Annotated in this window: 18 protein-coding genes; 5 read left to right on the forward strand and 13 right to left on the reverse strand. The window is 48.5% G+C overall.

The features are described from left to right. Window positions 1-35: 35 nt before the first annotated feature. Window positions 36-3,113: an insulinase family protein gene (locus C6W44_RS02880; protein WP_105244148.1), complete on the reverse strand. Its 3,078-nt coding sequence runs from the start codon at window positions 3,111-3,113 to the stop codon at window positions 36-38. 311 nt (window positions 3,114-3,424) lie between these two features. Next, window positions 3,425-4,501 (reverse strand): RNA-guided endonuclease InsQ/TnpB family protein, encoded by a 1,077-nt coding sequence (locus C6W44_RS02885; protein ID WP_105244149.1) that lies wholly within the window; start codon window positions 4,499-4,501, stop codon window positions 3,425-3,427. A gap of 144 nt (window positions 4,502-4,645) precedes the next feature. Between C6W44_RS02885 and C6W44_RS02890 the strand changes: the two genes are divergently transcribed. Further along, window positions 4,646-5,107: a universal stress protein gene (locus C6W44_RS02890; RefSeq protein ID WP_105244150.1), complete on the forward strand. Its 462-nt coding sequence runs from the start codon at window positions 4,646-4,648 to the stop codon at window positions 5,105-5,107. Between the two features lie 99 nt (window positions 5,108-5,206). After that, the gene (locus C6W44_RS02895; RefSeq protein ID WP_075100364.1) at window positions 5,207-5,668 is read left to right on the forward strand and encodes a universal stress protein; all 462 of its coding nucleotides are present in this window, start codon (window positions 5,207-5,209) and stop codon (window positions 5,666-5,668) included. A gap of 114 nt (window positions 5,669-5,782) precedes the next feature. Here the strand turns inward: C6W44_RS02895 and C6W44_RS02900 are convergent, their stop codons facing one another. Continuing rightward, window positions 5,783-6,718, reverse strand: coding sequence for a LysR substrate-binding domain-containing protein (locus tag C6W44_RS02900; protein WP_105244151.1), 936 nt, complete (start codon window positions 6,716-6,718; stop codon window positions 5,783-5,785). 428 nt (window positions 6,719-7,146) lie between these two features. Here C6W44_RS02900 and C6W44_RS02905 point away from each other — a divergent pair, with 428 nt between their 5' ends. Continuing rightward, on the forward strand, window positions 7,147-8,232 hold the full coding sequence (locus C6W44_RS02905) for a YeiH family protein (RefSeq protein WP_105244152.1): 1,086 nt from the start codon (window positions 7,147-7,149) through the stop codon (window positions 8,230-8,232). A 207-nt stretch (window positions 8,233-8,439) separates the two neighbouring features. Here C6W44_RS02905 and C6W44_RS02910 read toward each other — a convergent pair whose 3' ends face one another. The 4 genes from C6W44_RS02910 to C6W44_RS02925 all read right to left on the reverse strand — a co-directional run bounded on the left by C6W44_RS02910 (window position 8,440) and on the right by C6W44_RS02925 (window position 13,245). Next, on the reverse strand, window positions 8,440-8,649 hold the full coding sequence (locus C6W44_RS02910; protein ID WP_025644841.1) for a cold-shock protein: 210 nt from the start codon (window positions 8,647-8,649) through the stop codon (window positions 8,440-8,442). A gap of 233 nt (window positions 8,650-8,882) precedes the next feature. Beyond that, complete coding sequence (locus C6W44_RS02915) at window positions 8,883-9,305, reverse strand: YbaN family protein (RefSeq protein ID WP_105244153.1); 423 nt, start codon at window positions 9,303-9,305, stop codon at window positions 8,883-8,885. Window positions 9,306-9,600: 295 nt separating this feature from the next. Then, window positions 9,601-10,083, reverse strand: a complete 483-nt coding sequence (locus tag C6W44_RS02920) for a hypothetical protein (protein WP_105244154.1) — start codon at window positions 10,081-10,083, stop codon at window positions 9,601-9,603. A gap of 204 nt (window positions 10,084-10,287) precedes the next feature. Further along, the gene (locus tag C6W44_RS02925) at window positions 10,288-13,245 is read right to left on the reverse strand and encodes a valine--tRNA ligase (RefSeq protein ID WP_105244155.1); all 2,958 of its coding nucleotides are present in this window, start codon (window positions 13,243-13,245) and stop codon (window positions 10,288-10,290) included. 302 nt (window positions 13,246-13,547) lie between these two features. On the opposite strand from C6W44_RS02925, the gene C6W44_RS02930 reads away from it, so the two are divergent. Next, window positions 13,548-14,594: a formate/nitrite transporter family protein gene (locus tag C6W44_RS02930; RefSeq protein ID WP_105244156.1), complete on the forward strand. Its 1,047-nt coding sequence runs from the start codon at window positions 13,548-13,550 to the stop codon at window positions 14,592-14,594. A 243-nt stretch (window positions 14,595-14,837) separates the two neighbouring features. Here the strand turns inward: C6W44_RS02930 and C6W44_RS02935 are convergent, their stop codons facing one another. From C6W44_RS02935 to C6W44_RS02960, 6 genes are all read right to left on the reverse strand, one after another. Further along, a complete protein-coding gene (locus C6W44_RS02935; RefSeq protein ID WP_105244157.1) occupies window positions 14,838-15,761 on the reverse strand; it encodes a bile acid:sodium symporter family protein in 924 nt (307 codons plus the stop codon). Window positions 15,762-16,067: 306 nt separating this feature from the next. Then, complete coding sequence (locus tag C6W44_RS02940; protein WP_105244158.1) at window positions 16,068-16,541, reverse strand: YbjQ family protein; 474 nt, start codon at window positions 16,539-16,541, stop codon at window positions 16,068-16,070. 44 nt (window positions 16,542-16,585) lie between these two features. Continuing rightward, window positions 16,586-17,032, reverse strand: a complete 447-nt coding sequence (locus C6W44_RS02945) for a YbjQ family protein (RefSeq protein ID WP_105244159.1) — start codon at window positions 17,030-17,032, stop codon at window positions 16,586-16,588. Between the two features lie 96 nt (window positions 17,033-17,128). Beyond that, window positions 17,129-17,686, reverse strand: a complete 558-nt coding sequence (locus tag C6W44_RS02950) for a YecA family protein (RefSeq protein WP_075100354.1) — start codon at window positions 17,684-17,686, stop codon at window positions 17,129-17,131. A gap of 266 nt (window positions 17,687-17,952) precedes the next feature. Then, window positions 17,953-18,189 (reverse strand): hypothetical protein, encoded by a 237-nt coding sequence (locus C6W44_RS02955; RefSeq protein ID WP_105244160.1) that lies wholly within the window; start codon window positions 18,187-18,189, stop codon window positions 17,953-17,955. A gap of 198 nt (window positions 18,190-18,387) precedes the next feature. Further along, complete coding sequence (locus tag C6W44_RS02960) at window positions 18,388-19,914, reverse strand: hypothetical protein (protein ID WP_105244161.1); 1,527 nt, start codon at window positions 19,912-19,914, stop codon at window positions 18,388-18,390. Window positions 19,915-20,263: 349 nt separating this feature from the next. Between C6W44_RS02960 and serB the strand changes: the two genes are divergently transcribed. Continuing rightward, window positions 20,264-21,454, forward strand: a complete 1,191-nt coding sequence (serB, locus tag C6W44_RS02965; RefSeq protein WP_105244162.1) for a phosphoserine phosphatase SerB — start codon at window positions 20,264-20,266, stop codon at window positions 21,452-21,454. The last annotated feature ends 293 nt before the right edge of the window (window positions 21,455-21,747 follow it).

Below are 21,747 nucleotides of genomic sequence, written 5' to 3' on the forward strand. Positions count from 1 at the left end.
ACAGTGCCAGATTGGTTTTTATCCAAAAAACACCATTAGCTCTTTATTTTGCAAACGTTAAAGCCGAGGTTTTTCACGGTTTCTTCTTTATCATAAGGCGCTAGTACTGCACGTACATGCTGTTGCCCTTGCAGGTATTGCTTGGCCACGCGCTGTAGGTCCGCCACCGTCACATCCAATATGGCGGCGCGCATCTTACGTTGCCAGTCAGCACCGCGATGGTGCAAATCAGCAAAGCAGGCTTTGACTGCCTCGCCAGCTGGAGAGCCTGGCTTATCCATACCCGAGATGATACCTAAGATGGCTTCTTCTAGCTGCTCATCGGTCTGCGGCTCATTTAGTAACCACTCAATACTGGCCTCAAAATGCGCAAAGGTCTCAGCACACTGCGGGTCGCGGTAGCTAAAGAATTTAAAAGCGCAGGCATTGGCGTCATAGCCTGCGCCGCCGCCGTAAGCACCGCCGCGCTCACGGATAGCGCTGTGCAAGTAGCCATTGCGCAGATACGGCGCTAATACCATCAAAGCAGCGGTATCAGGATGATCGGCCGCTGGCACACGATAAACGCTGGCATTATGATAGACGTTGGTCGGTACCAGCCATGCCAAGTCCTCGGCATCGAGCGCAGCGCTGCTCTCTCGTGCCTTGATGGTGTCTGTCTCGCCATTTAACGCTGCCGCAAGGTGCAGCTCGGTAAACTCACTTGGGATAGTGTCTTTGATAGTCGCATCAGAGTCACCCAATTGCGCGGCAAGCGCTGGCGCTTGACTGTCTTTCCAGCTCTCGACAATTAAGTCGCTTAAGCGCTCGGTTTGCTCAGCTTCACAAATGATCACGGCATGCTTGGGCAAGCTGATCACACGCTGGTGCAAGTCCATCAGGCTGGTTGCCAATTTATCCCACTGCGTGTCATCATCACTGGCATGCGCCAAAAAGTCTTTTAGCGCGTTTAGTGCAGGCAAGCCACTACGCACATACTCAAGCTGCGCTTGACGGCTCATACCGCGGCTGGCGGTTTGCATGGCATAAGAATGCCCAGAGCTTGCCAAATTCGACTGCCAGCTCGCTTGACGCTGCTGCAAAATTTCTTTGATACGGTCATGCTCGCTAAAGACGCTATGCTCCATGACCTCTTTGAGCAAATCAATCGCTTCAGGCTTGCGGTTGAGCGCACGGGTCGCCACCACAAAATAACTGCTGATCGTTTGGCTATCATCGATACTGGTGCGCTGGCTAATACGCGCCGTCACGCCAGAAGAATGCGCCGCTTGCTTGGCCTGCATCTCATGAGCACTCATCGAGTCAGTACCCAGCTCTGATAGTAGGCTTAAATAAATCGGTAGCAATGGATGATTGATTACCTCGTTCACAGGCAAACTACTGGTGTCCTGATTGCCAATGGCATCGGTCAACGGCACAATCACTTGATAATAATACAAGCCGTTGGTGCCTGCTTCATATTCAAACAGCGTACTGTCTTGCCCGCTTAGGCGCACTTGTTTTTGTGTGCCTTGCTTAAAGCTGATATCGGTCGGGACATCCTCCAGTCCGACTTTTGGCAATAGGCTTAAATCATCAGGCGCTGCTTGCCGCGCTGCCAAATCAAGGGCTTGCTGTTTTAAGATGGCTTTATCATCAGCGCTCAAGTCCATCGCGATGGTATCAAGACGGGTCTGCTCTGCTGCGGCAAGGCGCGCTGATTTTTCACTATCTGGCGTCAGCGTCACGCGCACACGGTGCTGATTGTCTAGCAGATGGGTTTTGATAAGGTTTGGTAGCCACTGTGCGTCTTTTACTTGCTCACGCAGCCACTGCAAATGCTCATCCACTTCCCAGACGTCGATCGGGTTGCCATCATGAATGGCAGTACTAAAGGCTTCGAGCATCAAATTTAAACCATAAGGGATACTATCGCCGCCGATATGGCGCTGATCGATCTCGATCTGATGCAAAATGGTCTCAATCGTATCATCATCGATCGGTTTACTGGCCACTTCAGTCAGTAAATCCATAATACCCTGCTCTACTGCCTCGGCATGCTCAGGGTTGGAGCCGCGTAGACCGGTATAAAATACCATCTCATAATGGCTGTCATCGAGTCCCAACAACGGACTTGGCGCTTTGCCAAGCGGATGACTGTCGAGATACGCACGCAATGGCGAGCCAGCATGCTCGACCAACACGCCTTCTAGCAGACGCAAAGCCAGACGCTGCTTGGGATCGGTGATCGATGGCAGCAGCCACGCCACCACATGATGGGTTTGGTCAGGGCCCGCCTCGTCAGCCGTATAAGTATCGATAGCGCTGATTGGCGCAGGCAGGCGCTGCTCTGGACGTGAGACGTGTTTTTTACCCGCTTCAAACTGGCTCAAAGCATCGTCATGGATTTTCGCTTGGGTCTCGGCGACCGGAATATTACCAAAGCTCATAATCACGCTGTTTGATGGATGATAATGGCTTTGATGGAACTCAACGAGCTCGGTGTGGGTCAAATCAGGAATATCCGCAGGATCACCGCCCGAGTTATAATGATAAGTGGTCGTTGGGAATAAATGATGAGCGACCGTATGATAGAGCTGGTCAATCTCGCCGCTCATCGCGCCTTTCATCTCATTAAAGACAATACCTTTAAACTGCGGTTTGTCATTTTCGTCCAATTCTACGCGGATGCCTTCTTGAGCAAAATCAAGCGGATGAATATTGGGGAAAAACGACGCATCAAGATACACAGCAAGTAAATTGAAGTAATCGTTTTTATTTTGTGTGGCGTACGGATACGCTGTCCAGTCGGCCGCGGTCATGGCGTTCATAAAGGTGTTTAATGAGCGCTTAATCATCGAAAAAAACGGATCACGAACCGGAAACCTTGCCGAGCCGCAAAGTGCCACATGCTCCAAGATATGTGCCTCGCCCTTTGAGTCCATCGGCTGAGTACGAAAGCCAACCAAAAAGGCGTTTTCATCACTTGGGTGCGCCAAATGATAATGCATCGCGCCGGTTTTGACATGCTGACTGATCAGCACGTCCATTGACAACGCCTCGATATGGCGATGCTCAATCAACTCAAACGCTGGATGAAGCGTTAGATCGGCGATAAATGGCGTGTCAGTCATAGTGATCCTTATCAAATTATAATATATAGGGTGCCGTAGTAGATGGGGCTGCTGTTTTGATAAGTCAAGCGATCTGAGCGTTAATATTCTACGTCGCCCCTTCTCTTTATGAGTCGATTGACAGGTCGTTTTGTAAGTCGCTTGATCAACAAAGTCTTATGGACTGTCTGTTAAATGCTAAATCACTTAGGGGGTTATAAAGATTGTCTATCTGGGAATACCCATAACAAAATAATGGATTTAACCCTTAACAAACACCGCCACCACTGCTACTTTGACTTCCTCCCCTCCCTAAACGGAGAGGATTCCTACTAAAGACGGCCAAGCCCGACCGCGAGAATGTTTTTTGCTCCATTAACATCTCTGTTATGGGTCGTTTTACAAGAACGACAAAACCACTCGCTTATACCAAGCCCTTCTCTACCTTTCGGACTGTCTTGGCGGGAGCCGCAACACGAGCAGGTTTGGGTGCTGTACGCTTCATTGACTTCGATATAGTGGCAACCTGCGTTCGCGCATTTGTAATCCAGTTGCCGCTTAATCTCAAACCAACCAGCATCATAGACGGATTTGGCCAGTTTGCTTGAAGTGAATGATGTTGATTTAATTTGACCAACAACGATTAGACTGTTGGCCTTAACAAGCTTTGATGTGAATTTATGGATTAAGTCTCGGCGGGTATTTTTGATCTTGGCGTGAATGGCCTTGACCCGTTTTTTATTCTTGGCTCTTTGAGCAATTGCCAGTTTTTCAGCGTATTGATGGGTGACTTTGATTTGTAGCTGATCACCCTCACTACTGACTGCCGAATCCTTGCAGCCTAAATCAATACCGACTTGGCCAGTACCACACTTAATCTTTGGAAACTCTTTGACGGTGATACAGGCATACCAGTAGCCGCGATTGTCTTGCACTAGCTCCAGAGTATTGATGCTGTACAGGGCTAGGTTATAGCTGTCCCATAGATCTATAGTAAGTTTTTTGCCTTTAGCGAGGCTTAGCTGAATAGTAGATTTAAGGCTTTTATTGCCTGATTGACGGGTTGAAAGGTGTTTTACGGCTGTCTTTTTAAAAGGAATCCAGCCCAAACTTCTTCTCTTGGCCTTTGGGTTGTTGGTACGCCAGTTGAGTTTGGCTTTTTTAAACTGTTTACGAGCCTTGGCATGGGTTTCAGAGATGGCTTGTAGGGTTTGGCTGTGCAAGTTTAAATACTCGCCACTGCCTTTGGTATAAGCGGCCAAGTCATAAGCTGAAAAGAATTTGCCTGTGCGCTTAAGATGTTTAAAACTTAATTCATTGACATAATTCCAGACAAAATTAACCGACCCAGCCAAGATATTGAGCTGAGTGGCGTGTTTGTCTTTGATGCGTAGCTTGAGCGTTTTCATGGAATAATTATGATCTCAATGGGTGTGGTTATCAAGGTATTCGCAATATTGTACGACAATGGCTGACGCCTGATATCCACGCCCTAGAAGGACGTGGTTTTACGGCGCTGGATGATAAAATAAACGTCTTAATAGGAGCTGATGATGGGCTATCAACATATTTTACTGGTCACCGACTTGTTGTCTGATGCAGATGCCGTCGCACTCAAGGCCAGACGTATCCTTGCAGGCTCTCCTGAAGCGAGGCTGTCTGTATTGCATATCGTCGAGGACGACATGGTGCGCTTTGGCTTTGAGCTGGTGCCAGCCTCCAGCCTATCAGGCGATGTCGATGGCGAGCACTGGCAAGAAGCACGAGAAAAACTGGCGCAGTTTTTGGCGCGTAATGAGCTGCATGCGGTCAACTCTGAGGTGACATCTGCTATCTCGAACAGTAAGGGTATCGTCAATTATTGCCGCGACCATCAAGTCGACTTGCTCATCATCGGCCGCCATGAGCGTCACGGTATCGCCGCATGGTTGGCCAAAGCGACAGCCGACAGTATCTTGCCAAATATTCCTTGCGACAGCTTGGTGGTCAAGCTCGACCAGCCCTTTGCAGAGTAATACGCCGCCTGCGTCATCTGTATGATGACACCTGATGACGACTTAACAGCGCTCTGTAGTAGTGCTATAGTAAATACTATCTGACATGAGGAAGACGCTATGAGTTACGAACACATACTACTGGTCACCGACTTACTCTCTGATGCCGATATCGTCGCACAAAAGGCCAAACGTATCGTCGATAACCGCCCAGGCGCTAAGCTATCCGTACTGCATATCGTCAAAGACACCATGGTCGGTTTTGGTTATGAGTTGGTCCCCGCCTCGAGCTTATACGATGAGATCGATGATGAGCGCTGCCAAGAAGCACGGGCAAAGCTGGCGCAGTTTTTGGCGCGTAATGAGCTAGACGCCGTCAACTCGCAAGTGACCACCGCCATTTCTAGCAGCGAAGGCATCGTCAATTATTGCCACAAACACGACGTCGATCTCTTGGTCATCGGTCGACACAAGCGCACAGGCATCGCCGCGTGGATCAGCGGTGCTACGGCGGACAATATCCTGCCCAACGTCCCATGCGACAGCTTGGTCGTAAGACTCGACAAACCCGTATCCAAGTAGCGCCAATAAAACGTTACTTAGTAGCGCTCAAACCGTAACGCACAAATAGTCGCGCTCAAAACCTCAAACACAAAAAGCGCGGTGTATCTACGACGCCGCGCTTTTTGTGTTTGCTCAATCGTCTTGTATCATATCTATAAAAGTCTGCCAAATCGGGCTTTGATGGCGGGCTTTGTGCCAGACCAACCACCACGTCCGTGACAAATCGATACCTGCGACTTTTACTTGTACCAGCTTTCCTGCTGCCAGCTCCGCCTCGATGACATGCTGAGACAGGCAGCCAAGACCGATATCGGCACTGACCATATGTTTGATGGCCTCCGACTGCTGAATTGCCATAATCACCTCGGCCTCTGGCAGATGTTTGAGCAGCTGCTCATCGATGATCTGCCGCGTGCCCGACCCCGCCTCTCGCACCAGTAGCGGCAGTTTGGCCAACTGTGTAAGAGTCATATGATACAGACGTTCAGTCTCTTGATAGTCTGCAAGACCTGCCAGCCATCTGCTATCGCGTTTGGCAAATATCATCAAAGTATCTGTCCGCCATGCGCGCTGCTCGATGGTCTTAATATCTGTGGGGCGCGGCATGCCTTCTACCAACGCGATATCAATATTTAACTGCTCAACCTCCGCCACCACCTCTTGCGTATTGGCGATATACATATCGACACGAGCGTCTGGCAGCACCTGATACAGCTTGGCCAGCAGCGGCGGCAAGGCATAATTACCGATGGTGGTGCTGGCGCCAATATGAATCTGACCGGCTTGATACTTATGATAATGCTCCAGCGTCAACGACTGCTCTAAGATCGCTTGCGCTTGTATATAAATAGGATGGGCATTGGGGTGCTGGTTGAGCCTGCGTCCGACCCGCTCAAATAACGGCATCTGCAGACGCGCCTCCAGCTCACTCAGCGCACTACTGACGGCCGACTGCGAGAGATGCAGCACTTCACTAGCGCGGCTGGTGCTACCAGTTTGATAAATACTCACAAACACCGCCAGTTGCTTTAGGGTAATCTTCGGTAGCGTTTGCGTGGCTTTTTTCATTGTCTCACTTGCCTTATATCCGTCTGTAGATGTATGTCACACGACCTATATTTTTTAATACACAACAGATTTAACAATCTGTCTTTTACTATAGCGAATTCAGTATAGTAAAAGACACAGTGGGACTGGGATAAATTTTTCGCAGCCTCTGTCTGCGTAGGCACAGCACGCAAGGAAAATTTAGACCAGTTCCACCTTGATATATAATGTATCTGTTTTATTTAGGATCGACTATAAGCTTGTTTTAACAACGCCTTCGTCACTGCTGGCACCTCTGCTTTTAATAGAGGTGTTTTTCACGCCACTTTTACCTATATTTTCGATAGCTTCTATCTTATTAATCTATTTTTATTATAAGTTGGCTTGTCTTATACTATCTACTCATAAGCTTATGCTTATTTTGATTATATCCATGAGGACGACGAGCCATGTATGCTTTTACACAGTCAATGAATCACCATTGCCCGCGCAACCGCCACTTAGCAGGGCTGGTGGTGGTGTTCTTTGGTAGTTTGCTGTGCTTGTGGTTGGATGCCAGCATCGATAGTTGGTCAAATGGCCGTATCGTTGGCCTCTCTCCGTTGACGCTGGCGATATTGCTTGGCATGGTACTGGGCAATACCGTCTACCCGCAGTTTGCGGAGCACTTACAGATGGGCGTGGCCTTTGCTAAGGGGCAAATATTGCGTCTGGCCATTATTTTTTATGGCTTTAAGCTGACCTTAACACAAGTCTCCAGTGTCGGAATGCCAGCGATCATGACCGATGCTCTGGTCTTGACCTCGACGTTTTTGTTGACTTACTGGCTCGGTACCAGATGGCTAAAGGTCGATAAGCAAACGACACTACTGATTGGCTCAGGGGCTAGCATTTGCGGGGCGGCGGCAGTCATCGCCGCAGAGCCTGTGATCAAGGCCGAAGCGCACAAGGTGACGATCGCTGTGGCGACGGTAGTGGTATTTGGCACCATTGCCATGCTGCTTTATCCATTTTTATACCATCTTGGCTGGCTGCAGCCGTGGCTCGACGCTCAACAATACGGTATTTATACCGGCTCCACCATTCATGAAGTGGCGCAAGTGGTGGTCGCGGGTAACGCGGTGAGCACCGAGGTCGGCAATACCGCGGTCGTCACCAAAATGATACGGGTCATGATGCTCGCGCCATTTTTGCTTATTTTATCATTTGCCTTGACCTCATCTGGTAGTGGTCAAGCTGACAAACCTTCCCTAATGAGCCGTGTGCGACAAGTGAATGTCCCTTGGTTTGCTTTTATCTTTATCTTGGTGGTGCTGTTGCACACTTGGATACCGATGTCCGATGACTTTGAGCAAAGTATGGTGATGTTAGATGATGTGATGCTGACGATGGCGATGTTTGCGTTAGGCTTAACCACACATATGAGCGCTATCAAACAAGCTGGCGTTAAGCCGCTGATTTTAGGAGCAGTGATGTTTGCTTGGTTGCTGCTCGGCGGCGGGGTGATCAATATCGCTATCAGCTCATTTGGTTAACCTGCAGCTCATTTGCCTAAAACTAGAAAGACCAACGATAGTGAAGTCGTTGGCCTTTTTTATTGCTCGTCTGTATAAGCGATAATAGCCATCATAGACGACAACTATCTATAATCCCATAACTTACGATCCTTAACTACAGACGAAAAAAAAACGAACCCAAAGGCTCGTTTTTTTATCTTGCTCTATTTATCTATAAAAGACAAATTAGATAGCAACGATGTTGTGTGCTTGTGGGCCTTTTTGGCCTTGAGTTACAGTGAACTCAACTTCTTGGCCTTCAGCCAAAGTTTTGAAACCTGAGCCTGAGATTTCGCTGTAATGAGCGAAAACGTCTGCGCCGTTTTCTGGAGCGATGAAACCAAAACCTTTAGCTTCGTTGAACCACTTAACTGTACCTTTTTGAACGTCTGACATAGTCATAACCCTGATATTTAATTTATTTGTGGTCTAATAGACCGATAACGCTTGCAAATAGCTACTGAACGATAAATATTAAAACGAAGGATTATAACTAATACTACGAGGTAATGATTTGGTGCAGAACTGCTCTTAAGCTTGGATATATTATAGGGGGAACATCCTAGTATCGCAAGCCTTATCTCAGGTTTTATGTAACTGGACTTAACTATTGCCCTATATTGGCGACTTTATTTGGCATTTGGCAGACGAAACAAATAGGCGGCAACCCCGCTACAGACCAGTGCTACCAGCCATGCCGCCCATGTCATATCAGCGGGCAGACGATAAAACAACATGGCAGTCGATATCGCCATCATGATGGTCGCAAGCCACTTAGCATAAAGCGGTACTGCATGATTTTCTTCCCAATCACGGACATATTTGCCAAAGTATTTGTGATTGATTAGCCAAAAATGAAAGCGCCGCGAGCTACGTGCCCAGCACCCTGCCGCCAGTAATATAAAAGGCGCAGTCGGCATCACGGGTAGCAAAATGCCGATGATACCCAGCACAAAAAACAACCAGCCTAATATAACAAATGTCCAACGCACTGTCGGGCTGTGGTGCTGATTGGTCTTTGGACGGTAGTAGAAGTGCTTTTTTTGGCTCATAAAGGGTGTCGTTGGATAGTGTCAGATAATCAGGTTTTGGCCGGCAAATTTATGACAAAGACGGCGGCTGATAGAACTCACTAAGGATGCCGTATCAGGAGACAGGCTACAAGACTATTTTTATGAGGGTTTTGCTATCAATCGGTATGTTTGGTTAGTGATTGGGTAAGTTAGGCCTATCGCCCTATCACGAATAAAGCAAAAAGACCGCTGCTTTATGATGATAGCGGTCTTTAACACATGTGTCATATAAATGGATTAACTATCTATCTACTCAGCAATATCTATAGCGTCATTACAATAAGCACACTGGCTCTAAAGTTGGCTTGTAGGTGTAAGAGAACTCTTGACCATTTGGATAGGCTTGCTGCAACTCAGGGTCGCTAAAGCTTTGGTTGAGTACCAGCGTTTGTTTGGGTGCCAGTTTTATGACCTTAACTTGGGAGAAGACTGGCTCGTTTTCGTATTGTAGCCCTACTGCGGTACGGTTGGGCTTTAGGTTATATTTTTCTACGGCCGCTTGCTGATAGCTACCATCGGTATAGCATTTAAAGCGATAATTGTAACTTGTGCCATCTCTGCGAAAGTTGACTACAGCGGCTTGACCGCCCATTCCTGCTGTCATTGCCCAATAGCCGTCGTAGATCTGTTGTGGCAACTGGTAGGTGTTATTGACCTGATCGTTTGGGTGTGATGGCGACATGCCAGTACTGGCACAGCCGGATAAAAACAACGCCCCGCCTAGCATGGCAGCGGTAATCTTAAGATAATGGCTCATGGCTCGTCCTTTAGTTATGAGTAAGTTGATGGGTTATAAAAGTTATATAAATGGTTTACCTTAGCACTTTAAGACAGATAGCATATCACTCTTTAATCATGGCACATTGGTCGAAACATGAGAATGAGCATTAACAATATTCACAAAAAAACGCCATCACAATCGTGACGGCGTTTTCTACTTATGCAGATATTTCTATGCTAATTACAACGCTTTTAACTGCTCCATCTGCGCTGTCATCGTTTTAAGCTGCCCTTCTAACTCAGCCAGTTTTGCCTTTTCAGCATCGACAACTTCGGCTGGCGCTTTACTGACAAAGCCTTCATTGCTCAGCTTACGCGCGATACCGTCGGCCTGCTTTTGCAGCTTTTCATGCGCTTTGTCCAGACGTGCCAGCTCAGCCGTTGGATCGATTAGCCCTTTCATCGGTACCAGTACGCGTAGCTGACCGACCATACTTGATGATGACAATGGCACCTCATCACCTTCTTTGACGATCTCTAGGCTCTCGACTTTGGCAAGCGCTTTGAACTGGTTTTTGATACGTGATAGACGCGCTTCTTCCTCATCTGAGATATTTTGTAGCAATACTGGTAGGCGTACGGCGTTACCGAGTTTCATCTCACCTCGGATATTGCGGATACTGGCGATCAGCTCTTGTAGCCATGCCATGTCCGCCTCCACCTGCTCACTGATCTGCGCATTATCAGCTTGAGGATAGGCTGCGACGACGATGCTGTCGGTATCTTTACGGCTCAGCAGTGGCGCGACAGTCTGCCAAATCTCTTCGGTCAGATACGGCATGATCGGATGGCTAAAGCGCAGCGCCGTCTCGAGCACATGCAGCAGCACGTAGCGGATTTGCGCTTTACGCTCGTCTGTCACCGAATCGTCATTGAGGCTGGCTTTGGCAAGCTCGACATACCAGTCGCAGTATTCGTTCCAGATAAACTCATAAATATCATGGCTGACCATATCGAGGCGATACTGGGCAAAGTGCTGATGGATATTGCTAATCGTCGAGTTGAGACGGCTCATGATCCATTTTTCTGGTAATTCCCAAACATCTACGTTGGCTGCTTGGTCGATAGGTTTGGCGTTACCGTCATTATCGATACAGTTCATCAGTACAAAGCGGCTGGCGTTCCAGATTTTATTACAGAAGTTACGATAGCCCTCAACGCGCTTGAGATCAAAGTTGATGTCGCGGCCAGTACTGGCAAGAGAGGTGAAGGTAAAGCGCAGCGCATCGGTACCGTAGGCTGGGATACCCTCTGGGAATTCTTTACGCGTTTGTTTTTCAATCTTCGCCGCGTCTTTGGGGTTCATCATATTGCTGGTGCGTTTTTCGACCAGCGCTTCTAGATCGATACCGTCAATCAAATCAATCGGATCTAAGACGTTGCCTTTCGATTTGGACATTTTTTGACCATTGCCATCGCGTACTAGGCCATGGACATAGACGGTCTTAAACGGCACTTGCGGCGTACCATCTTCGTTTTTGACAAAATGCATGGTCATCATGATCATGCGCGCCACCCAGAAGAAAATAATGTCAAAACCAGTGACTAACACGCTGGTCGGGTGAAAAGTCTGCAGCACGCGCGGATCGGCCTTAGGGTCTGCCCAATCTAGCGTACTAAAGGTCCATAGCCCTGAGCTAAACCACGTATCAAGTACGTCATCATCTTGGCGCAATACCACATCATCGCCTAAATTGTATTTAGTGCGAACCTCTGCCTCACTACGTGCGACATACACCTCACCTGCCGCATCGTCGTACCACGCTGGGATGCGGTGACCCCACCACAGCTGACGGCTGATACACCAGTCCTGCAGGTCAGTCATCCATGCCATATACATGTTTTTGTACTGCGCAGGGACAAATTCAATACGACCATCTTCGACCGCATCAATCGCTGGTCCCGCCAGCTTATTGACGGCGACATACCACTGATCAGTTAGCCATGGCTCGACGATGGTACCACCGCGCTCGGCACGCGGCGCTTTTAGCGCGTAGTCTTCGATGTCTTCTAGCCAGCCTTCGCTACTTGCTTGCTCGACCAGTTGCTTGCGCGCCGCAAAACGCTCAAGCCCAGCGTATTCGCTCGGCGTGGTCTCAAGCGATGGCTCACGCGTTTGCAGATCAGCATAGACCTGCATCTCAGGCAAAATGTTGGCACGCTCATCTAAGATGTTAATCAGTGGCAAGCTGTGACGACGGCCCAGCTCATAGTCATTAAAGTCATGGGCAGGGGTAATCTTGACACAGCCTGTACCAAAGTCGCTTTCGACATAATCATCGGCCACGATCGGCACCACGCGGCCTGTGATTGGCAAAGTAATGGTCTTGCCGATCAAATGTGCATAGCGCTCATCGCTTGGGTTGACGGCCACGGCGGTATCACCCAATAATGTCTCAGGACGGGTGGTGGCGACCACCAGATAGTTTTTGCCGTCTTGGGTGGTGATGTCTGTATCAGTAAAATAGTAGCGAAAATGCCACAAGCTGCCTTTTTCATCGACGTTTTCTACCTCTAAATCAGACAGCGCGGTTTGGAACTTAGGGTCCCAGTTGACCAAGCGCTTACCGCGGTAAATAAGACCTTCATCAAACAGACGCACAAACACTTCTTTGACCGCATTTGATAAGCCATCATCCATGGTAAAGCGCTCACGCGACCAATCCACCGAGCTACCAAGACGGCGAATCTGACGGGTGATGTTGCCGCCCGACTCTTCTTTCCACTCCCACACTTTATCGATAAAGTCTTCGCGCGTCATATCACGGCGGCGGATGCCTTGCGCCTCTAAGCGGCGCTCAACGACCATCTGGGTTGCGATACCAGCGTGATCGGTGCCCGGTTGCCAAAGCGTATTGTCGCCGTCCATACGGTGATAGCGGGTCAGCGCATCCATGATAGCATTATTAAAACCGTGCCCCATGTGTAGCGAGCCTGTGACGTTCGGCGGCGGCAAGGCGATAGAAAACGACTCATCCTTATCAAAAGTTGGGGCAAAATAACCGCTCTCCTCCCAGCCTTGATACATGCCCGCTTCGACATCCTTTGGGCTGTAAGCATTTTCTAATTGGCTCAAGGCGGCTTGAATAGACTCGGTCAAGTTGGTCGTGCTGTTGGTATGATTCTCAGGATTGCTCATAATAGAATAATCTTTTATTAATAATGAATGAATTCGGTCAAACAAATAACATGAAACGTAAGCGATGGGATTGATAGAGTGATTTTAACGCAGATGGCCAGATTTTGTTAGATGCTAAGGCAATTTATCGGCTTTTCGGCTTTGAAGCGCATCCATTAAACAATTAACGAACAGCAATCCCCCTCTGGCAAATATAATACGTTATAGTCATGCTATAACATATAACGTCTGTCCATATATTGGCCGAGACCTTCTGCCAGTCGGTAGCGCCCCATCATTGTCCCATAACCAGCGAGTTTACTGTGCCCAAAGATACCGAGCATAACAACACCTACCAAGCCGAGCCATCACGCAATAAGTCTACCGCAGAGGATATCGCGCGCCCTGACGATACGCCAGCCAATGACGCTGCCGCAGACCACTACCCGCCAGACCACAGCGAGGTACAAGCAACTAAGACCCTAAAGGATGAAGACCTACCCAAAGAAATCAGCGATAAAGACAAAGAAACCATCAAAAAAGTCGCAGGCGATGACAATCTAAGCCAAGCAAAAAGCTATGCCAGTATCTTAGTCGAGCAAGTGATACATGCCAAAGAAACCTTTGAGCGCTCTTTGGGCTCATTATTTACCAGTGCCTTTACCGCAGGGTTTGAGATTGGCATCAGCTTTTTTATGATTTTATCAGCCTTTACGCTACTGAACGCCGTCATACCTAGCGAGTATGCCATCGTCCTCGCCTCCTTGCTGTATCCGGTGGGCTTTATCATCGTTGTCATCGGCCAGTCGCTATTATTTACCGAGCAGACCTCCCTCCTAAGCCTGCCTGTCTTAAACAAAATCGAACCCTTGCACAAGCTGCTAAGGCTATGGGGCATTGTTATCGCAGGCAATATCGTCGGCGGCTGCCTGTTTGCCACCTTGATGATTGGCCTTGGCCTGAATATGCAGCTGTTTGGCGCCAGTGATATCGATGCTTATGCTGAGCATATTTTGGGGTTTAGATGGTGGGTCATCTTTGGCAGTGCCGTACTGGCAGGCTGGATGATGGGCATCGCGGCATGGCTTGTGACCTCAGCGCGCGATACCATTAGCCGTATCGTCTTGGTAACGCTAATCACCGGTAGTATTGGTTTTTTGGGACTACATCATAGCATCGTCGGCAACATCGAGATTTTCTCCGCCCTGCTATATGGCAATACCGTCAGTCTGTGGCGCTATTTGCTGTTTTTGATAGTGGTGCTGGCTGGCAATACGGTGGGCGGCGTGGTCTTTGTCGCGATACTAAAAAACCGCGCTTTTTTATTTGAAGTGGAGCGTATCAAAGAGCAGACCGACGACAAAATATAGTCAGTCTGATATAACATTGGCACACTTTATGTCATATGCCACTGGTATGTATTTTGCGCAGTATCAAGCAGCATCGAGCAACATCGGCACAGCGCGCAAAGAAAGCTAAACACCCGTAGCGCTGTACCTATTTTAAAATAGATTACTTATAAATATCGATGCGCGTGGCCTTAGCGCTGGTCAACACCCTATAAAACCAATACAAGGCGACACAGGGCGACTCGGATCGCTTTGAGTAGCCAGTTATAAGCGGCGAGCAGCTAAAACGCTCATCTCCACCTCTGAGCGCTTTACTTGACGATATTTGGCGCCAAACACTCTGACCAAGATACCAGCAGTCAAAAACATGATGAGGGTATAAATCGCAGGCGTCATCGACATTTTATAATTGGCCAATAGGGTCAATGCCATAAAGATAGATAACGTGCTGTTTTGTAGGCCGACTTCTAAGGTTACCGACGTTCTTTGCGCCAAATTTAGGCCGAACCACTTACTGCTATAGTAGCCAAGCGCCATGGTCGAGAGGTTGAGAAGCAACGATACCGGGCCTGTCGCGAGTAGCGCCTCGACGAGGATATCACGCTGGACATAGCTTAAAAACACCACCAAAAACGTCAAAAATATCACCCCAAATCTCGACACATAGACCTGAGAGTTATCAGCGATACGCGGCGCATAGCGTTTGATCAGCATACCGAGGCTGATAGGCACGATGGTCAACACCACCAAAGTCAGCACGGTTTTTAGGACAGGTAACTCAAACGCACTACCAGCACCCATAAAATAAATCAGCGAAAAGCTCAGCACCACAGGAATGCTAAAGACTGTGATGACACTGGCAATCGCTGTCATCGTCACTGACAACGCCACATCGCCTTTGGCCAGATAGGTAAATAAATTGGAAGTGGTGCCTCCTGGGCACAGCACCAGCAGCATGACGCCGACGGCGTATTCAGGCTCTAGAGGCATGATATTGGCCAATGCAAAGCCGATGAGCGGTAATAACAACAGCTGATTGGTCAAGCCGATACCAACTGCCTTGGGATATGTTAAAACGCGTTTAAAATCATTGGCGACGAGAGTGAGACCCATACCCATCATAATCAAAAACAAACAAATGGGGATGATAACTGAGTTGACTAAGGTGACAATTTCCAGACCTTCCATAACCACATCCTTGTAGATACTACCCGCCCAAAACCCGCAACAGCAGCCACTTTCACTTCAAAGCGTCAGCACCTGTGTATTGTTTTTTGACCAGATATAAGACCCTGCGTGGGCCGGTGTATGACAGCATTCCATGCCATCGTGTCTATACGCTCCCTCTTGGAGCGGTATAACAAAGTATATCGTTGTAAAAGCAGCTTTATCTGTTTTATTCAACGACTCATCAGTCAGATGTGACGGTCTAAGCAAGGAGAGCAAACTAGGAAGGAAAATCAGGAAGGCAAATAAAGTGTAATAGCAAGACAATTAGGGCGTGTCATCGATACTGTGTACCGCTGTGCCATAAGCAATGGCCTCCACCATGCTACCGAGCTGGTTGACATTGGTCACCTCAAGGCGCAAACCATAGATGTGATTGTAGCCTTTGGCATGTGCTTGAGTGCGCATACGTACGATGGCCTCGCGGCGCGCGCGATCCAACAGCGTCTCATAAGTGGTTAGGTTTTTGCCAAAGATGCTCAGCACCCGCGCGACGATCATTTTAAAATAATCCTGCGCGATCACGACGCTGCCGAGCACCAGCTCACCTTGCGTGTCCGCCGCCAGTTTGGGACGATAAAAACGCTCGCTTGAGACCACGATATGACCCAGCGTTTGCTCGGCTTGGCGTAGCTGCGCTAGATGCTGACGCTCATGACGGGTGCCAAAAAACCACCCCACCACAAACAATACAAGGAGCGGCGCATAGTTGATAAGCATTTGGGTGAATGACTGGTTCATGACACGTCTCTTCTTATAAAAAAGCGGATAGGCTTTTTAGGTGGTTAACCAAAAGGGTTGAAACGTGGTAAGTCATCAGCTGGCACTGCGCTTGGCTGGGTGGTCGCGGCTTGCGGTGGGCGTGATGAATCATCGTGACGATGGGGCGGCTGAGACGCTGGATCCGGCATCGGTACGGCCTTGACCGCCGTACCATAGACAAACAGCTCGGAAGCCCCTTGAGCGATACTGGAGGTCGAAAAGCGCAAGCCCACCACCGCATCTGCGCCCAGTGCTTCGGCCTTGACCACCATACGATCGATTGCCTCTTGGCGCGACTCTTCTAACAGCTCGGTATAGGCAGTCAGCTCGCCACCGACGATGTTTTTTAGCCCAGCAAACAAGTCTTTGCCGACGTGTTTTGAGCGTACCGTACTGCCATAGACCACATCCAAACGCTCAGTGATCTGATACCCTGGTAGATGCTCAAGATTGGAGAGTTGCAAAGCCATGATATTACCTTATGCATACAAAATAACAGCGGCAGCTGTTTGTTAAAACAGTTGCTACTTAAAAGAACTGACGCGTGGGACGATCTAGGTACGGTATCAGTCGTTGGTATGAAACAACAAAAACAGCTCGGTCAGATTGCCTTCGATACTATTGGCCATCTGTGCCAGCTTGTCTTCATCACGGCGCATGGCGGCCAGCTCAGGATCTTCATCATCGATACCACTGAGCACAATCATCGGTAGCGTCAATACCGCCACATCCTCGCTGGTTTCTTCATCTTCAAACCAATCACTGGCTTCCTCGCCATACATCGCATCGACAAAACCAATCGACCAAGCGACGATGTCTGACTCATCGGAGAAATCTACCGCCACTTCCTCATCACCAGCGTCTTCGTTGAAAGGCAGCTCGATGGGTGTCTCGTTTTTTAGCTCAGCCATGATAGCGGCACGCCAGCGTTTGATACCATCGACGACGTTTTCTGGAATCTCGCTCACATGACCTTCAAAAAACGCATCCAACCAATTAGGCAGCGGGCGACCGATAACGGTGGCGGTCAAAAAACCATGGGCGGCGACACTATCGAGGACGTAGGGGTTTTCTTGGGTGTCTAAGTAGTCTAGTAGTTCGTCAAAGCTTAATGGATCACTCATGAGTAAAAGTCCTTAAATGAGGGGTGTCAATCGCAAAACGATCGAAGATAGGCATGATGATGGAAGGGACAAGAAAGCGACTGTTAAAAGTTACGTATCCAAACCGTCATGATAAAAAATAAAAGCAGGCAACGCCAAATCTCGATAGAAAGATGAAGCGCTGCTGTAGAGCGGTCATTAAAAGGCTTTAGTTGACAAACATACGGCGCTAGAGCGACAGACGAATGCTGCTGGCAGAAAAAATGCCGGCACTATGACGTAGCCGCTCAGATATCGTCGTCGTCCCAATCATCGTCGTCTTCATCGAAATCGTCGAGATCATCGAGATCGTCTTTTAGCTCTCTTGCCAAACGCTTTTCTTCGAGCAGGTTATCGATCAATCGACGCTTTTCGAGGCTACTTAAGCGTGTGCGCACACTTGTCTCAGCCTCTTCTACTATCTTTGCGTCATCATCATCGACAAAGTCATCATCAAAATCGTCGTCAATATCAGCATCACTCATGACAAACTCCTATCAGTTTTAGCAAAGGTATAAAAAATACATCAATATATATATGCCTTATAAAGTCTCTGTTGAGAGTTGTCAATCCTTTTTGTCAATATGGCATATTTCCCAGTCCCAGCCAAACCTCTTTGCCAAGCGGTATTGTAGGCAATTGTACAGACTACATCGGTACAAGACAGCGCTCTTGATGAGCACTTATGAATAAGAAGCCTCTTGATTGTCGACCATCAATACCGCATTACGCACATCCGCCAACCGCTGAATCATCGCGTCATTGCCCCCATCAAATATCGCACACTCACGCTCATAGACGGTCGTTGGGCGCATGATGCTCTGTACCTGTACATGGTGGCTGATTTGTTTGAGACCTGCATTGGGCAATAAGATCAGCATTTGCTCTTTTTTGCCGATACCATGCAGCAGATGCATCATAGCTTCACTTTGTGCATCATCACTGACGCCTGCTTTGGCAGGTAACGCAAAACGCGACAGCTCGATATGCTTATCATGGATGATTTTGTTTAGCATCAAATACAGCTTGCCCAGCATCACGCCTGCCAGCGCCACTTTGGCATGGCTGTTGTCGGCTTTGAGCAGCACACTGGCTCCTTTATCATCAAAACTTGGCTCATTTATCACGCTGACACCGAGCAGTAGCGGCTGTTTTAGTAGCTCGGTCGTCGCTTGGTTGAGCAGCTGTGTGCATAGTGCCAGATATGGTAGGCGCTGGGCGGGCGCTAGACGCTCAAGCATATTAAACTCATCATGAAAGACGATTTGTACCCTGACACTATCAAATGTACGCGTGGCTGATAGGTGCGCGCTGCCATGAGCCACTTTGCCTATGTTTTGGTTATGGCTTGTTTCTGATGGCTTATTCTCTGTATGATGGGCTGACTCTGCTTTAGATGTCGCATCAACATCGTCCTTTATACCCGCACTTATATCCGAATCATGCTCGGTATCAGTCCGAGTATCAGCATCTGCAGACGTTGCGCCTTGGTGCTCTCTTATATAGCTATTGACTGCGCCATGAATGTTTAGCGTACGTACCGCAGCGCTGGCATCGGCGGTGGTTGTATTGTCAACTGTGCTCTGTGTCACCTCAACGTCTGCGGCGCGGCGGTCGTCCTCATAGCTGCTACGATCATAATCGCGCTCAGAGCCTCGCTGATCGAGCTGTCTAAACTGCTCGCGATGTAGCTCTGAGATATCACGGCTGATAGCGTTGATTTGCTCTTTGGTCGGGCGCGCAAGATAACCATAAATCAGCCATAGCAATAGATGCAGGAGCAGCATGCCAATGACAAACGGCCACTGCATGGCGATAATCTCGCCCTTGCTGATATCTTTTAGCGTCAGCGCCACACTACCGATGACCGCATCGCCTTTGGTAGCGATTTGACGGATAGTATCGCCCTGCTGCATCGGTGCGTTGCCCACTGGTACCAAGATATCATCGTTGTTGTCTTTGATCAAAATACGCGTCACGTCCTGCTCACTGGTGTAGCGATTGGCGATGACACTGAGGCTGACACGGTCTTTGTTTTCTAGCGACAGCCTCGCTTCATCTATCAGTTGTGCGACCATCTGTTCGCCTTTTAACGCACGACTTTTGCTCAACTGCTGATCAGTACTGATGACCAATAGCAGTGTCTGCAAACAAAAACTAACCAGAAGAATAATGGCAAACAACCCTTGCCGCGGCGCTAAATACGTCATGATATGGTAAACTTTTTTGGATAAATGAAATTAAAAAACGAGACTGTCGCTCATTTTTTGGCTAATTTTAAAAAATCGTCGGTCTTGTCTATTGTGCTTGCTATCATACTTACACACAGCTGTGCTTACATATCGCTATCGCTCTTATCATACAGACCAAGCGGGCGCGCTTATCATAGCTACTATAGCACCATAATAAGCCTTATAGCGTTAGCAGTTTTAGAAATTTATGTGGGCAACGCAGCCGTTTTTTGCAGACCATAATACTTTGCGCGCCATCTATAGGCGCTGACCTGTAAAACTGTTATTATTCCTAATCTTATATGAGCATACAAGGGACAATTGAGTCATGCCAAAAAATACCTCTTATTCGTTACCAAAAGACAGCAAAGCATGGCAACAAGCCGTGGATTCTGTTGCATCGCTACTACCCAACAATACGAATTTGCAAGATTTTGACGCATTGCAGTCCCTTCCTGTTTTTGCCCTTATCGTCGTCCTGCCAACTCACGTATCAGCGCTGGACATTCATCAGTATGTACAGTCTTGGGTCGATGAGCAGCCCAACTGGCATTTGGTCACCGTAGCAGAAGACGCCGATGCCAGCTTTGTCAATATCACGGTGTCTGATACCGAGCCTACAGCAGGTGATGCGCAGCGCTTGCCATTTACCCCCGTGCAGGTCTATCGCTATTTGTTGGTGCCTGTGACCGACACCTTGATGCACCCTGCCAAAAAGACGGCAGCCGCCCACATCATCGACGATCAGCTCACCACCCGCTTACGTCACGACTTGGCCAAAGCCTATAACAATACAAGCCGTACAGACAGCGGCGAGCAGCTAGATGTGGTCGATTGTCATATCCTGTCCATCGGTCATATGCTGCGCACGCACAAGCTTGCCTGCTTTGATATGGACTCGACGTTGATCGAACAAGAAGTCATCGTCGAGCTGGCCAAAACCGCTGGCATCGGCGAAAAAGTCGAAGCCATCACCGAGGCGGCAATGCGCGGAGAGATCGATTTTGATGAGTCTTTTGCCCAGCGCGTGGCGCTACTCAAAGGCATCTCAACCGATGTCCTCGATGATATCTGCCGCCGTTTGACCTTATCGACAGGCGCGCGCACCACGATCAGTGCGCTCAAAGCACTGGGCTATCATACGGTACTGGTATCAGGGGGCTTTACCTATTTTGCCAACTATATCGCCGAGCAGTTAGATATCGATGAAGTACACGCCAACGCCTTAGATATCGATGAAGGTGAAGTGACCGGTCATGTGCAGCTGCCTATCGTCAATGGTGCCAAAAAAGCCGCCATCGCCGAGCAGACTGCCGAGCGCTTAGGTATTGATATGTCACAAGTAGTCTGTGTCGGTGACGGTGCTAATGACTTACCGATGATGGCCATTGCTGATTTGGGCGTCGCTTACCACGCCAAACCCATCGTTCAAGCGCGTGCCGACGCTGCCATCAATGTCACAGGACTTGAGGGCGCGCTTTATGCTTTGGGTTATCCAGCGCTCGCCTCGACCAAGTAACGGCAAAACACACTATAGCCAGTCCTCTATAATACTGGCTGGCAAGATACTATGTACTACTGGGTGCCACGTGCTACTGGTATTTATTTTGTGCAGCATCTATCGGCGTAGGCACAGCACGTAAGAAGCATAAACACCAGTCGTGCTGTGCCTGTTCTAAAGTAGAGTAGCTATACGCTCAAAAAAGCTAGGTTGATACCTTGTCATCGACCTAGCTTTTATGTTTATCTCGTTGCATTTTTTCTTTATTAGCTTTGTTGCACTATTAGCTTTGTTTCACTCGATATTTTACC

The organism is Psychrobacter sp. Marseille-P5312, assembly GCF_900291405.1.
GTDB lineage: Bacteria > Pseudomonadota > Gammaproteobacteria > Pseudomonadales > Moraxellaceae > Psychrobacter > Psychrobacter celer.